At 69.8% G+C, this 15,473-nt stretch carries 1 protein-coding gene (cut by a window edge); it reads left to right on the top strand.

Features of this window, described 5'->3' with window-relative positions; all coding sequences use genetic code 11:
* Positions 1–15,473: the 3' portion of a non-ribosomal peptide synthetase gene (locus ACVJ6E_RS02595; RefSeq protein ID WP_120269022.1), read on the top strand. 4,864 nt of this gene lie to the left of the window's left edge; only the last 15,473 of its 20,337 coding nucleotides appear in the window; the start codon falls outside the window, past its left edge; the stop codon is at positions 15,471–15,473.

Here is a 15,473-nt window from a genome sequence, read left to right as displayed (position 1 = left end):
CCCCAACGGTTTCCGCGCCTGCCGCCGCGCCGGCGCCAGCGACCGTCCTTCGTCCCGCCGCTGTCGCCGAGACTGCCTCCAGCGCCGTTGCCATCATCGGCATGAGCGGCATCTTCCCCGGCGCTGCCGATGTCGCCAGCTTCTGGCAGAACCTCCTCGAGGGTCGCGATAGCATTTCGGAGGTGCCGGCCGAGCGCTGGGACTGGCGCGACTGGTGGGGCGATCCGCAGCGCGAGCTCGGCCGCACCAATGTGAAATGGGGCGGCTTTATCGGAGAGCGGCTGGCGGAGTTCGACGCCGCCTTCTTCGGTATTTCCGCGCCCGAAGCCCGCATGATCGATCCGCAGCAGCGCCTGTTGCTGACCGAGGCCTGGCGGGTGATGGAGGACGCCGGTTACGCGCCCTCGCATCTTGCCGGCTCCCGCACCGGCGTCTTCCTCGGCACGGCGGACACCGGCTACAGCCGCCTGGTCGCGGCGTCCGGCAGCGGCGTCGAAGGCTACTCGATGACCGGTCTTGCGCCTTCGCTCGGGCCCAACCGGATCAGCTACTACTACGATTTCCATGGCCCCAGCATTGCCGTGGAGACCGCCTGTTCCAGTGCGCTGGTCGCCGTCCACCGCGCGGTCGAGGCGATCCGCTCCGGCCACTGCGATGCGGCGATTGCCGGCGGCATCAACGCCCTGCTGCTGCCGGAAGCCTTTGTCGGGTTCTCGCGCGCCGGCATGCTGTCGCCCGACGGGCGCTCCAAGCCGTTTTCCGATGCGGCCAACGGCTATGCGCGGGGCGAGGGTGTCGGCCTCGTGTTCCTGAAGCCGCTGGAGGCGGCCGAACGCGACGGCGACGACATCATTGCCGTGATCCGTGCCTCGGCGGAAAACCACGGCGGCCATGCCGCGTCCCTGACCGCGCCCAACCCGAAGGCGCAAGGAGAGCTGCTGCGCACCGCCTATCGCGCCGCAGGGTTCGATCCGCGCACCGTTGGCTATATCGAGGCGCACGGCACCGGCACGCCGCTCGGCGATCCGATCGAGGTCGAGGCGTTGTCCGCCGCCTTCACCGATCTCGCGCGAGAGGCGGAAGGGCGCTTCGGCGCAGGCGCCGCGCCGTCCTGTGGCATCGGCTCGGTCAAGTCGAACATCGGCCATCTGGAGCTCGCCGCCGGAATTGCCGGGCTGATCAAGGTGCTGCTGCAGATCCGGCACGGAAAGATGGCAGCGACGCTCCATTGCGACCGGCTGAACCCGTATCTCAAACTGGAGGGTAGTCCCTTCTTCGTCGTGCGCGAGGCGCGCGACTGGCCGCGCATCCGCGACGCGTCGGGCCGCGAGTTGCCGCGCCGGGCGGGCGTCAGTTCCTTCGGCTTCGGCGGCAGCAACGCCCATGTCGTTCTGGAAGAGCACGTCGCCGCGCCGGTTGCGCAGCCGGCCGAAACCGGCGGGCCGGCCGTCCTGGTCCTCTCCGCCCGCAGCGAGGACCAGTTGCGGACGATGGCGAGCGATCTGCGCCGGTATCTCGACGAGACAGGAGACGCGGTGCCGCTGGCCGATGTCGCGTACATGTTGCAGGTAGCGCGCGATGCCATGGAGCACCGCCTGGCCTTTGTCGCCAGCGGTCGCAGCGAAGCGCTCAAGCGGCTGGATGCCTTTCTCGCCGGCGATGAGGCGGGCGGGCTGCATGTCGGTCGGGTGCGGGCGAACCGTGCCGTCATCTCAGTACTGGAGGGCGACGCCGATCTCCGGCAGGCGGCAACCGGCCTCGTCTCTCGCGGCCGGCATGATGAGTTGCTGGCCCTTTGGGTGCGCGGTCTCGATGTGGACTGGACCCAGCTTCCCGGCAGCGCCGGACGCAGGCGCGTCCGGCTTCCGGGCTATCCTTTCGCCCGCACGCGCCACTGGGTGCGCAGCAGCGAAGCCGCCTCGGCAAGGTCCGCAAGCCTGCTGCTCGATGGAAGCGAGAGTCTCCTGCGCGATCATCTTGTCGGCGGCCGCAAGATCTTGCCGGGTGTCGTCCAGTTCGAGCAGGTCAGGGCCGAGCTGGAACGACGCGGTCTTGCCGGCCTGCCGCTGGAATTCACCGGGCATGTCTGGACGCGTGCGGTCGCCGTCGACGAGGCGCCCGTACGGCTAGAGGTCGAGTTGGGCGAGGCCGGCGACAGCTACCGTATCCTGACCTCTGGTCGTGAGGGCCGGCATGTGCATGGCGAGGGCCGCGTTCGCGCCGCGCCGGACATCGTGTTGCCGCCGGTCGATCTCGACGCCCTGCGCAGGGGCATGTCTAGAACGGTCGATCCGGCCGGGCTCTATGCGGGGTTCGCGGCGCTGGGTCTTGGTTACGGGCCTGCCCACCGGCCGATCACCAGCCTGGCGACCGGCGAGGGGCGCGTGCTTGCGCGGCTGGAGCTTCCGACAAGTGTGACGGACGGCATGGCCTTGCATCCGTCCATGCTGGACGGCGCGCTGCAAGCTTTGCTGGCGCTGCCCGTGGACGACGAGGCCGCGCTTGCCGTTCCCTATGCGCTGCGCCGTCTCGTCGTGATCGGTCCGACGGAGCCTGTCATGTGGGCGGTCGGCGAACGGGACGGGGCGACGCATACCGTGCGCCTGTGCGACGAGGCAGGTCGTGTTCTTGCGCTTTTCGAGGGATTTTCCGCCCGCACGGTCAGTCCGCCGCCGGCTGGTCGGTCGTCGGTGGAGGAGGCGCCTTCCGTGCGGCCGGCCGAGGTATCTGCTGCGGTTCTAGACCGCGTGATCGCAATCGCCGCGCGCGTCCTGGAAGTCGATCCTTCCGTTCTCGACACGGAGACGGAGCTCGGCGAATTCGGTTTCGATTCCATCACGATGACCGGCTTTGCATCCGCCATCAACGACGAACTCGACCTCTCGCTGACACCGGCGGATTTCTTCGAGTTCGCAACGCTGGCGCGCCTTGCGCGGCATGTCGCGGGTCTGGTCGGGGCCGATTTCGTTGCAGCGCCGGCTCTTGCAGATCCGCAGCCCGCTGTTGCGGATCTGCCGCCCGTGGTCGACGCGCCGCGTCCTGCCGCAGACGACGCCTTTGCCGCAGACGACCCGGTCGTCATCGTCGGCCTGAGCTGCGCCTTCCCGATGGCGCGCGATGCCGGCGCCTTCTGGCAGAACCTCGTTTCCGCGCGCGACTGCATCACCCGCATTCCGCCCGACCGCTGGGATTGGCGCGACATCGACGGCGACCCCAGGGAGGAGCCGGGTCGCACCAACATCCATTGGGGCGGCTTCATCGATGGCGTGTTCGAGTTCGATCCGCTGTTCTTCGGTATCTCGCCGCGCGAAGCCCGGCTGATGGACCCGCAGCAGCGGCTGATGATGATGCATGCCTGGAACGCCATCGAGGATGCCGGCCACGCGCCGGGCGATCTCGCCGGGCGCAAGGTCGGCATCTTCGTCGGCACCTCCACCAGCGGTTACCGTGATCTCGTTGCGAGCGACACGGGCGGCGACGGCTATGTGGCGACCGGCGCGGTGGCATCCGTCGGGCCCAACCGCATCAGCTATTTCCTCGATCTGCACGGGCCGAGCGAGCCGGTCGAGACGGCCTGTTCCAGCTCCCTCGTCGCCCTGCATCGCGCGGTGCGCTCGATCCGCGACGGCGACTGCGAGATGGCGCTGGTCGGCGGGGTGAACACCATCGTCACGCCGGAAGCGCATATCAATTTCGCCAAGGCCGGCATGCTCGCGCCGGACGGGCGCTGCAAGACTTTCTCGGCGCAAGCCAATGGCTATGTTCGGGGTGAAGGCGCGGGCATGGTCCTCCTCCGTCGCCTCTCCGATGCGCTGCGCGACGGCGACCCGATCCTCGCGGTCATCCGAGGCACGGCGGTCAATCACGGCGGCCGCGCCAACTCTCTGACCGCGCCGAACACGCAGGCGCAGGCCGATCTGCTGCACGCGGCCTATCGGGATGCCGGCATCGAACCGTCGACCGTCGGCTATGTCGAGGCGCACGGTACCGGAACCGCGCTCGGCGACCCGGTGGAGATCAACGCGCTGAAGGCGGTCTTTGCCGGCGACCGGGTGCAGGGCTCCTGCGGCATCGGCTCGGTGAAGACCAATATCGGCCATCTGGAACTCGCCGCCGGCATCGCGGGCGTTGCCAAGGTGCTGCTGCAGATGCGGTATCGCCAGCTGGTGCCGAGCCTCCACTGCGATACGCTGAATCCGTATATCGAGCTTGCCGGCTCCCCGTTCGAGGTCGTCCGGCAGGGGCGCCCCTGGACGGCTGTGCGCGATGCTGCGGGCCGCGAGCTGCCGCTGCGGGCAGGCGTCAGCAGCTTCGGCTTCGGCGGGGTCAACGCGCATGTGGTGCTGGAGGACTATCCATCGTCGCCGCAGCCTGCTGCAACGCCCGGCGGGCAACTGATCGTTCTTTCCGCTCGCGATGCGGCGCGCCTCCGCGAGCGCGCGAGCGATCTTGTCGAGGCGCTGGAAGCCGGGTCTTTCACCGATGCCGACCTTGCCGACATCGCCTTCACGCTGCGTATCGGCCGCACGCCGATGAAGCAGCGGCTGGCATTCGTCGCGCATTCTCTGGCGGACGCGGTGCGCATGCTGACGGCGTATCTCGGCGGCGCATCTGCCCCCGGCCTTCTGGTCGGAGACGATGCCGCATCCGTCCGTACCCCCATGTCCGAGCCGGCGAGCCTTGAGGATTGGGCGCGGCATTTCGTGACCGGCGGCGACCTTTCCGGCTTCGCGGAAGCAGCCGGCCCGCGCCGCCGCATCCGTCTGCCGGGCTATCCCTTCGCCCGCGACATCTACCGTGCCGGCGGCAGCGTCGAGCGGTCCCAACCCGCAGACGCAGCGCAAGCGGCGGCGGTTGCCGAGAAGATCGACGGTCCTTTCGTCCGCCGCCTCGAGGCCTCGGCCTTCTACCTGCACGATCATCGCTTCCGCGACATGCCGATCCTGCCGGCCGCAATGGGGCTGGAACTTGCGCGCAGCGCTTTCATCGCCGCCGGCGGGCATGATCCCGTGCGCCTGGAGAATGTGACATGGCGCCGGCCGCTGGAGCTCGCCTCCGGCTCGGTCGAGGTGCGGCTGCCGCTGGAAGATGGCGAGGCTGGCGCCAAGGGCTTCCGCCTGCTTTCGGGAACCAAGACCGAGCACATGCGCGGCAGCGTCTCGGCCCTGCCGACCGGCTCGGCCCCGGCGCCTCTCGACATTTCGGCGCGGCGCGGAAACTGCCCGGCCGTGCTCGACCGCGACTGGCTCTATGCGAGCTATGCCGCGCTCGGCCTGTCCTATGGTCCGGCCTTCCGCTGTGTGGTCGAGATTCAGGCCGGCGACGGCGAGGCTCTGGCCCGCCTGCGGCTGCCGGAGGCGGCGCGCGGCGAGACGTTCCATCTCCACCCGTCGATGCTCGACGCTGCCTTCCACGTGGCGCTCGGCCTCTTCCACGGAGAGCCCGGAGGTACGGCGGCGCTGCCCTTCGCGCTGAACCGGATGGATGTCTTCGGCCCGACGGACGAGGAGATGTGGGCGCATCTGCGCGAGCAGCCGGCAGCCGATGGTCTGCGCCGCATCGACATCGATCTCGCCGACAGCGCAGGCACCGTCCGCGTCGCGATCCGCGGTTTCACCCTGCGTCTGGTGAGCGGAGCGCCGTCGCCGGACGAGATCCGCTCGCCGGCGAAACCGGAAACCTCCGCCTCGCTGGTCACGGCCGCCGAGCGCTACCTTGCGGAGGTCGTCGCGCGCGAGACCGAGGTTCCGGTTGGCGAGATCGACCCGCAGGCCGCTCTTGAGACCTACGGCATCGACTCCTTGCTGATCACCCGGCTGACCGACACGCTTGGCAAGGTGTTCGGCCCGCTCTCCAGCACGCTGTTCTTCGAGCACCAGACGATCGCCTCGCTGGCCGGCCATTTCGCCTCCGCCCATACGGAAAAGCTCTCGGAGATCGTAGGGCCCGCGCCCGTCGACAGACGGTCGGCGATTGCTGCGCCCGCCACTCCGCCCGCCCGTGAGCGCATGGGCGGGGCAAGGGACGAGCCCATCGCCATCATCGGGCTTGCCGGACGCTATCCCGGCGCGCGCGATGTCGAGGCGTTCTGGCGAAACCTTGCGGCGGGGCGCGACAGCATCACCGAGATACCGGCCGAGCGCTGGGACCATGCAAGGTTTCACGATCCCGAGGGGCGGGGCGGGCTGCCGCGCGGCAAGTGGGGCGGCTTCGTCGAGGATTTTGACCGCTTCGACCCGCTGTTCTTCAACATCGCGCCGCGCGAGGCGCCCTATATCGATCCGCAGGAGCGGCTGTTCCTGCAATGCGCCTGGGAAACGCTGGAGGATGCCGGCTACACCCGCGAGACCGTGGCGCCGTCCGGCGATGGCGTTGCGGGAGGCGATGTCGGCGTCTTCGTCGGCGTCATGTACGAGGAGTATCAGCTCTACGGTGCCGAAAGCACTGCCGCCGGCCGGCCGCTCGCCCTGTCCGGCAGCGCAGCCTCCATCGCCAACCGGGTCTCCTATTTCTGTGATTTCCACGGCCCCAGCATGGCCGTCGACAGCATGTGTTCCTCCTCGCTGACGGCGATCCACCTTGCCTGCGAGGCCCTGCGTGCCGGCGATTGCAGCGTGGCTCTTGCCGGCGGCGTCAACCTGACCCTGCATCCCAACAAGTATCTGGCGCTGGCGCAGGGGCGCTTCCTGTCGAGCAGCGGGCGCTGCGAAAGCTTCGGCGAGGGCGGCGACGGCTATGTGCCGAGCGAGGGTGTCGGCGCGGCGCTGCTGAAGCCGCTGTCGCGCGCCGTTGCCGACGGCGACCGCATCCACGGCGTCATTCGCGCCTCGGCGCTGAACCACGGCGGCAAGACCAACGGCTACACCGTGCCGAACCCGTTGGCGCAGGCGGCGGTCATCGGCCGCGCCATGCAGCGCGCGGGCGTGCGCGCCGAGGACATCGGCTATGTCGAAGCGCACGGCACCGGCACCAGCCTCGGCGACCCCATCGAGATCGCCGCCCTGGCCCGCGCCTATCGCCGGGAGACAGAGGCTTGCGGCTTTTGCGCCATCGGCTCGGTCAAGTCCAACATCGGCCATGGCGAGAGCGCGGCCGGCATCGCCGGCCTGACCAAGGTCCTGTTGCAGTTCCGCCACGGCCGGCTGGCGCCTTCGCTGCATTCGGCGACGCTCAACCGCGAGATCGATTTCGCTGCCTCGCCCTTCCGCGTCCAGCAACGCCTGGAAGACTGGCCGCAGCGGCGGGACGCGCAAGGCAACGAGCTGCCGCATCTTGCAGCGCTCTCCTCGTTCGGCGCAGGCGGGTCGAACGCCCATCTGATCATCGAGGACTACCCGGCACCCGCTCGCCGGGAGGTCGCGTCCGCCCGTTCGGTCTATCCCTTCTCCGCCCGCGAAGCGGGACAGTTGCAGCAGGTGCTGGAGCGGTTCCGCGCATGCCTCGACGTCCTGCTCGAGGCGGATCTTCCCGCTGCTGCCGCGACCCTTCAGGAGGGGCGCGAGGCCTTCGAGGAGCGGCTTGCCATCGTCGCGGGCGACAAGGCGGAGCTGGCCCATCTGCTGGACGCGGCGCTGCAGGGCGGCGAGAGGGCCGGTATCTGGCGCGGCCGTGCCCCGTGCAATCGCAACGAGGATACGCTGCCCGCATCGCTCGAGGCCGCTGCTGCTGCCTGGGTCGGCGGCACGCGGGTGGACTGGCGACAGCTGCGCGGCGGCGCCCGCCCTATTCCTATCGGCCTGCCGACCTATCCCTTTGCCCGTGAGCGTTATTGGCTGCCCGAGGGCGCCGCCGTGGACCATCGGAGGGAGGCGCCAGCCCCCGCCTTGCCGTTGCTGTTCCGTCCGCACTGGCAGGAAAAGGACTTGCCCGCCGCTGCCTTGGCTTCACTGGGCCGGCATGTGGTCGCGCTGTGCGGAGCGACAGCTGAAACCGCTTCCCGCCTGCGTTTGCAAATGCCGCAAGCCCGGATCGTGGCGCTAGAGAGCCGGGGTGCGGAGGAGGGCGAGCGCTTCGCCGATCACGCCGCCGGGCTGCTTGCCCTCGTCAAGGACGTGGCGACGAGCCGCGTGGATACCACCACTTTGCAGCTCGTGCTTCCCGCCGCGGACACGCTGGCCGAAGGGCTTGCCGGACTGCTGCGCTGTGCGCGCCTGGAGCATCGGACCCTTGCCTGTCAGGCGATTTCGCTCGACCTCACCCGGCCGGATCTGGCCGGCGTGTTGGCGCGCGAGGCCGCAGTTGCGCAGTCCGATCACGATATCCGCCACAGCCGGGACCAGCGTCTCGTGCGGAGCTGGCGGGATGTCGAGGCCGACGCCCAGGCGCTGGCCGTGCCGTGGAAGCCGGACGGCGTCTATCTGGTCACCGGCGGGGCCGGCGGCGTGGGGCTGCATGTGGCTTCCGATATCTTGGCGACCACGCCCGGCACGACCGTCTGGCTCACCGGCAGGTCCGCACGCCCGGCCGCGCTTGAGGAGACCCTTGCCCGCTTCGGGCCGCGCGCCGTCTACCGTCAGGCCGATGTCACCGACCGCGCCGCGATGCGGGCGCTGGTCGCGGAGATCCGGACAACGCATGGTCATCTGGATGGGGTCATACATGCAGCCGGCCTCACCCGCGACAGCCTGATCACCAACAAGTCCGAGGCCGATCTGCGTGCGGTTCTGGCGCCCAAGGTCGCCGGCACTCTGGCGCTCGATGCGGCGCTCGGCGGCGATCCGCTCGACTTCCTTGTGCTCTTTGCCTCCGCGTCCGGTGCCCTGGGCAATCCGGGGCAGGCCGACTATGCGGCGGCCAATGCGTTCCTCGATGCGTTTGCGCAGGAGCGCAATCGCCGGACCGCGCGCGGCGCGTGCTGCGGCCGCACGCTCTCCATCGACTGGCCCTATTGGCAGGATGGAGGCATGCGCCTGCCCAAGGCGGTGGTCTCCGCGATGGAGCGGCAGGCCGGCGCCGTGCCGCTTGCCACCGAAGCGGCGCTTGCAACGCTTGCTTTCGCCTTGCAGCGTTCCGGCGAAGACCAGATCCTTGTGCTCGCTGGCGACAAGAGCCGTCTGCGTGAGCTCGTGCGGCCGTCGGACAACGCGGCGGTTGCCTCTGCGCCGCCCTCCAGCCCAGCTGCGATGCCGGCTCGCGCGGCGGAGGTGAAGAGCGCTGCCGTTGAAGTTGCGAGCGGTGCCGTTCTCGATGCGGTGCGGGCGTGTTTCTCGCAAGTCCTGAAGATCCCCGCCGAGCGGCTGGGGGCGGACGAGACGATCGACCGTTTCGGCGTCGATTCCGTCTCGGCGCTGGACATCGTGGCAGCGCTCGAAACGCGCTTCGGCTCTCTGCCGCAGACGCTTCTCTTCGAACATCCGACCATCGCGAGGCTGGCGGCGGAGCTTGAGGCAATGGGCCGGGGCACGGTCGCGAGCGTCAAGGAGGCGCCGGCTCCCGCGCCGGTCCCGGCAGTTCCTGCCACCGCTTCCAATGGCATCGCTGTGATTGCCGTTGCCGGACGCTTCCCCGGCGGGCGAACGGTGGAGGAGTTCTGGGAGGCGCTGGAAGAGGGGCGCGACTGCGTTCGCGAGGTGCCGGCAGAGCGCTGGGATGTCGAGACCAACTGGTCGCCGCGCAAGGGCCAGCCCCTTGCCAGCCATTGCCGTTGGGGTGGCTTCATCGACGACGTCGACCGGTTCGATGCCGGCTTCTTCGGCTACAGCCCGCGCGAGGCGGCGCTCGCCGATCCGCAGGAGCGGCTGTTCCTGGAAACGGCCTGGCACCTGCTGGAGCGCGCCGGCCACACGCGCGCCTGGCTCGGAAAGCGCTACGGCAACCGCGTCGGTGTCTTCGTCGGCGCCATGTACCAGCACTACAAGGCGCTGGAAATGGATGCGGAAAGCCGGGCGCTGCTGCTGCTCTCGTCCTATTCGGCGATTGCCAACCGCACCTCGTTCTTCTTCGATCTGCAGGGGCCGAGCGTTGCCGTCGACAGCATGTGCTCGTCGGGCCTTCAGGCCGTGCATCAGGCCTGCCAGAGCCTTGTCGCCGGCGAATGCCGGCTGGCGATAGCCGGCGGCGTCAACCTGTCGCTGCTGCCGGAAAAATATGTCGGGCTCAGCCAGGCCGGTCTTGTCGGCAGCCATGCCGCCAGCCGCAGCTTTGCCGGCGGCGACGGCTACCTGCCGTCCGAGGGCGTCGGCGCGGTGCTGCTGAAGCCGCTGGCCGATGCGTTGGCCGACGGCGACACCGTGCTTGCCGTGATCCGCGCCAGCATGGCCAACCATGCCGGCCATTCCGCCGGCTATGCGGTGCCCAATGTCGATGCGCAGGCCCGCCTGCTCGCGGAAAATCTCGAAGCTGCAGGTATCGATCCGCGCTCCATCGGCTATGTCGAGGCCGCCGCCAACGGCTCATCCATCGGCGATGCCATCGAGCTGAGGGCGCTGGGCCGGGTGTTCGCGGGGGCGCAAGGCATTCCGCTCGGTTCGGTGAAAGCCAATCTCGGCCATGCGGAGGCCGCCTCCGGCATGGCCCAGCTCACCCGGGTCCTGCTGCAGTTCCAGCATCGCCGTCTCGTCCCGTCGCCCGGCCTACCGGGCCTTGAAGCCGCCGGCTCTCCCTTCGCCGGAACGCCCTTCGTGCCGCAGCTTGAGGCAGAGCCCTGGCAGCCGCGCATCGTCGACGGCGAGGCGCAGCCCTTGCGGGCGAGCGTCAGTTCCTTCGGCGCCGGCGGGTCCAATGTTCACCTGGTGCTGGAGGAAGCGCCGGCCTCAGCGTCTGCGCAGTGCGGTCCTGAAGCTGCAGCTCCGTTCCGCTTCCCCGTTTCGGCGCGCACGCCGGACCAGCTTGCGGCGGTGCTGCGGCAACTCGCTGCCTTCGTGAGGGCCACGCCGGATGTGTCGCTGGATCGCCTGTCGCGCACGCTGCGCTTCGGCCGCGAGGCGATGGCCTGCGGCGTCGAGTTGACTGCCTCCTCGGTGGACGAACTGGCCGCCGGGCTGGAGGCCGCCGCGACCAACCCGTCGATGGCGCCTTTGCCGCAGATGGACGAGGAAGGCGACCGGCGCGCCCTGCTGGTCCTGCCCGGTTATCCCTTTGCTCGCGAGCGCCACTGGATTGGCAGGCTGCCGGAGGCATCATCTCCGGAACTGGAGCCGACATCGGCGCCTGGCAGCACCGCGAGCGGCAGCACACCTCTGGAGACGCTCCGGCAAACGGTTGCCGCCATCCGGGGCGTGTTGCCCGCGCAGGTTCCCACGGATCGGCCGCTTCGCGACCTCGGTATCGATTCCATGGGCTGGATGCGGCTGGTCTACGCGGTCGAGGAGGCGCACGGGCATGCGCTGACCCATGACGATCTCGACCGGCATCCGACGCTTGCAGCGCTTGCCGCCAGCATCGCGGCAAACGAGCCGGCTGCGCTGCCGGTGGCAGCGCCCACGGTGAGGGACGGTCCCTGGCAGTCTCCGCTTGGCGAGGGACAGAAAGGGCTCTGGGTCCTCCAGACGCTCTATCCCGGCCGAACGGACTACAACGTGCCGCTGGCCTTCCGCGTGAGCGGCATCGACGAGCAGGCCCTGTTCCGCGCCTGCCTGTGGCTGTGCGAGAGCTTCCCGGTCCTGACCGCACGCGTTGCGGGGCAGGGCGAAAGGCTGGAGGCCGGCGCCGTTCCGCGCCTTGAGACCCTCTCCATCCCCAAGGAGATCGAGCCGGCTGAATTCGCCCGCCGCCGGCTGGCGCGGCCTTTCGACCTCGCCAAGGACGCACCGGTGCGCTTCGAGCTGCTGCAGGGCGGAACGCTCGGCCCCGGCGAAAGCCTGGTCCTCGTCACTTTCCATCACATCGCCATCGACGGCGCGTCCGCTGCCGTCGCAGCCCGTCTGCTCTGGCAGGGTTACGCGGCCTTCGCCTCCGGCGGAACGCCGCCTTCTGCCGCTGCCGCCAACCGTGCCGACTATGCGGATTTCATCGCCTGGGAACGGGATGTCATTGGGTCTGCGCGCGGCGAGGAACAGGTACGCTACTGGCGCGAGACGCTGTCTGGCGAGCTGCCGGGGCTCGACCTTGCGGCCGATAGGGACACTCTGGCGGCGGAGACTGGTCGCCGCGATGGCGTGGTGGAGCAGCGGCTGCCTCGGGCGCTGGTCGCCCGCATGCGAGAGATCCTGCAGGAGCGTGGCACCAGCCCCGCCGCCTTTCACCTCGCGGTTCTCTCGGTGCTCCTCTACCGTCACACCGGCCAGGAAGACCTGATTGTCGGCGTGCCGACCTTGCGCCGGCCGCAGCGGCGGTTCGAGGAAACCATCGGTTACTGCGCCAACATGATGGCGGTGCGCATTGCCGTCGACGGCGAGCTCCCGGCCGCTGCACTGCTCGACACCGCACAGCGCGCGCTGGGCGAAGGGATGGCCCGCGCCGATGTGCCTTTTGCCACTGTCGCGCATGGGCTCGGCGGCGCGGCCGACGGGCGGGCGCCCTGGCAGGTCGGCTACGCCTACCAGAACTTCCCGCAAGGCACCGGCATCGACCTGCCGCCGGAACTCGGCCGGGTGGAGCATCTGCCGCAGATCCGCCAGCCGGGCGACACGCCCTTCGGCCTTGAGGTCTACGAGGAAGGCGGGGGCCTCCTGCTGGTCGCGAGTTTCGACGGCGAACGGTTTGCCACCTCCCGGATCGAGCGCATGCTCGGTCACTACCAGACGCTCGCCAGCGCGATGCTTGACGATCTCGAAACGCCGCTGGGCGAACTCGCCATGCTCACCCGCGCCGAGCGCGAGCGGGCGCTCTACAGCTGGAGCGCGGCAACGGAGGCTGCGCCGCCGGCAGGGTTGCTTCACGAGTGGATCGAGGCCCGCCTGCGACAGGCGCCGTCCGCCGAGGTTCTCGGCGGTCAGGGTGAAACGCTCACCGGCCGCCAGCTCCAACGGCAGGTCGAGCGCCTCTGCCTCACCCTGACGGCCTGCGGCATCCGGCAGGGCGACCGCGTTGCAGTGCTCGCCGGGCGTGAGGCGGTCGGCATAGCCGGCCTGCTGGCGGTGCTGTCCATCGGCGCGGTCTGGGTGCCGCTCGATCCTGATCACCCGGACGAGCGCCTGTCGCTGATCCTGCGCGATGCAGGGGCAACGCTCGTTCTGGCGCCCAAGGGGCTGGCCGCCCGCGCGCGCAAACTGGCTGCGACCGGCGTCCGCGTCGTCCGGCTCGACCGCGACGGCTGGGACCTGCGCCCGCAGCTCGCTCGCCGCCGTCCTGTTTCCCTGCGCGCGGAAGATCCCGCCTACATCATCTACACGTCCGGCTCGACAGGAACGCCCAAGGGCGTGGCCGTGTCCCACGGCGCGCTTGCCGGTCACTGCCGGGCGGTCGTCGATCACTATGGCCTCGGCGAGCGGGACGCCGTGCTGCAATTCGCCTCGCCCGGCGTCGACACCGCGCTGGAGCAGATCCTGCCGGCTCTGGCGAGCGGAGCCCGTCTCGTCCTCGGTGGCACGGCCGTCCGTGCGCCTTCCGACTTCCTGAAGCTGCTCGAGCGCGAACGCATCACTGTCGCCGACCTGCCGCCGGTCTATCTGCGCGAGCTGTTGCAGGCCTGGAAGGGCGGCGGCTCGGACCTGTCCGGGCTTTCCCTCCGCCTGCTGATTTGCGGCGGCGAGGCGCTGGGCCCGGATGTCGTTGCCCTCTGGGCCGACAGCGGGCTCAAGCGGGCGCGCCTGCTCAACGCCTATGGCCCGACCGAGGCAACGATCACCGCCCTCGTGCACGATGTGGCACCGGACGACCGTGGCGCTCCCGTGCCCATCGGCCGGCCGCTGGCCGGCACCCGGATCTATATTCTCGATCCTCACGGCAATCCGGTGCCCGATGGCGTCGTCGGCGAGCTTCATATCGGCGGCGCCCGCCTTGCCATCGGCTACCACGGCCGCGACGACCTCACGCGCGAGCGCTTCGTCTTGCGCACCATCGATCCCGGCGAGCCGCCGGTACGTCTCTATCGCACCGGGGACCTTGCGGCCTTCCTGCCGAACAGCGGCGGCACGGTCGCCTTCCACGGCCGTATCGACGATCAGGTCAAGATCCGCGGCTTCCGCGTCGAACCGGGAGAGGTCGAGGCAGCCCTTGCGGCCGAGGGGCTGGGCGAGGTCGCGGTACTGGCGGAAGCGGATGGCGAGGGCAGGGCCTTCCTTGTCGCCTTCGTGGCGGTGCCCGAGGCGGGCTTCGATGCGGCTGCCTTGCGGGATCGGCTTTCCGCGCGCCTGCCGCTGCACATGCTGCCCTCGGCGATCCACCGCATCGACGCGCTCCCGGTCGGGCCCGGCGGCAAGGTCGACCGGCGGGCGCTGCGCAGGCTGGCCGAGCGGCCGACCGTACCGCAGGACGCCGCTGAGGCCGATGACGTGCCGGACGAGGTGGAGGCCCTCCTGCTGGAGGTCTGGGCGCGGGCTTTGAACAGGAATGCCGGGCAGCTGCGGCGCAGCGTCAGCTTCTCCGACAGCGGCGGCGACAGCCTTGCCGCCGTGCGTCTGCTCGGAGGGATCGAGCGCAGCTTCGGCGTCACCCTGTCCGTCTCCGATCTCGGCGCGGCCGCAACGCTGGGCGAACAGGCCAGCCTGCTGCGCCGCCGTCTGCCGGCAGACGCCATCCCGCGCAAGGCAGATGCCGCGGGCATGCCATCGCTGATCGTGCCCCTGCGCGTCGCGCGACGGGACGATGCTCCGGCGCTGTTCCTCGTGCATCCGGTTGCCGGCACCGTGGCGTGCTACGCCGGCCTTGCCGCCGCGCTGCCCGAAGGCTGGTCCGTCTATGGCATTCGCGCCTCTGGCCTCGTTGCGGGGGAAAGTCCGGCGATCACCGGCCTGCCTGCCATGGCCTCGCACTATGTCGAACAGCTGCGTGCCCTGCGTGCGAAGGGGCCTTACCGCCTTGCCGGCTGGTCGATGGGCGGGGTCCTTGCTTTCGAGATGGCGCGTCAGCTGGAGGCCGCCGGCGAGCGCGTGGACTTCCTGGCTCTGCTGGACAGCTACACACCGCAGGAGCTTTCGCGCATCGAGCCCTGGCTTGTCGGCGATGCCGCGACGGGAGAAACGGCGGAGCAGGCCTGCCGGACGGCCTTCGTCCAAGATCTTCTGGGTGGGGAAGCCCTGGCGCTTGCCGCAGGCGACGACCTTGCCGGTCAGCTGCTGGCATTCCCGGCCTTCACCCGCCGGCATCCCGGCATGAGCGCTGCGGACCTGCGCCGCCTTTTTGCGGTCTTTGCTGCCAACCAGGCGGCGCTGGCGGAATACGAGCCGGCCTCCTGTGCGGCGCCGCTGACGCTGGTTCGCACGGAGCAGGGGCTGGCGCGGTTCGGAACAGCGGCCTGGCAGGCGCTTGCCGGCGGCGGCTTCGTCCTGCACGAGACCGGCGGCGACCACCATGGCTTCCTGCAGCCGCCGCATCTTCAGGGTTGGGCGGGGCGCCTTTCGCAGGCCCTTGCCGGACTGGCGGCACGGGCATGA

The organism is Stappia sp. G46H5W, assembly GCF_058448995.1.
The sequence above is the reverse complement of the archived record's forward strand: the minus strand, read 5'-3'. Positions and strand labels throughout refer to the sequence as shown.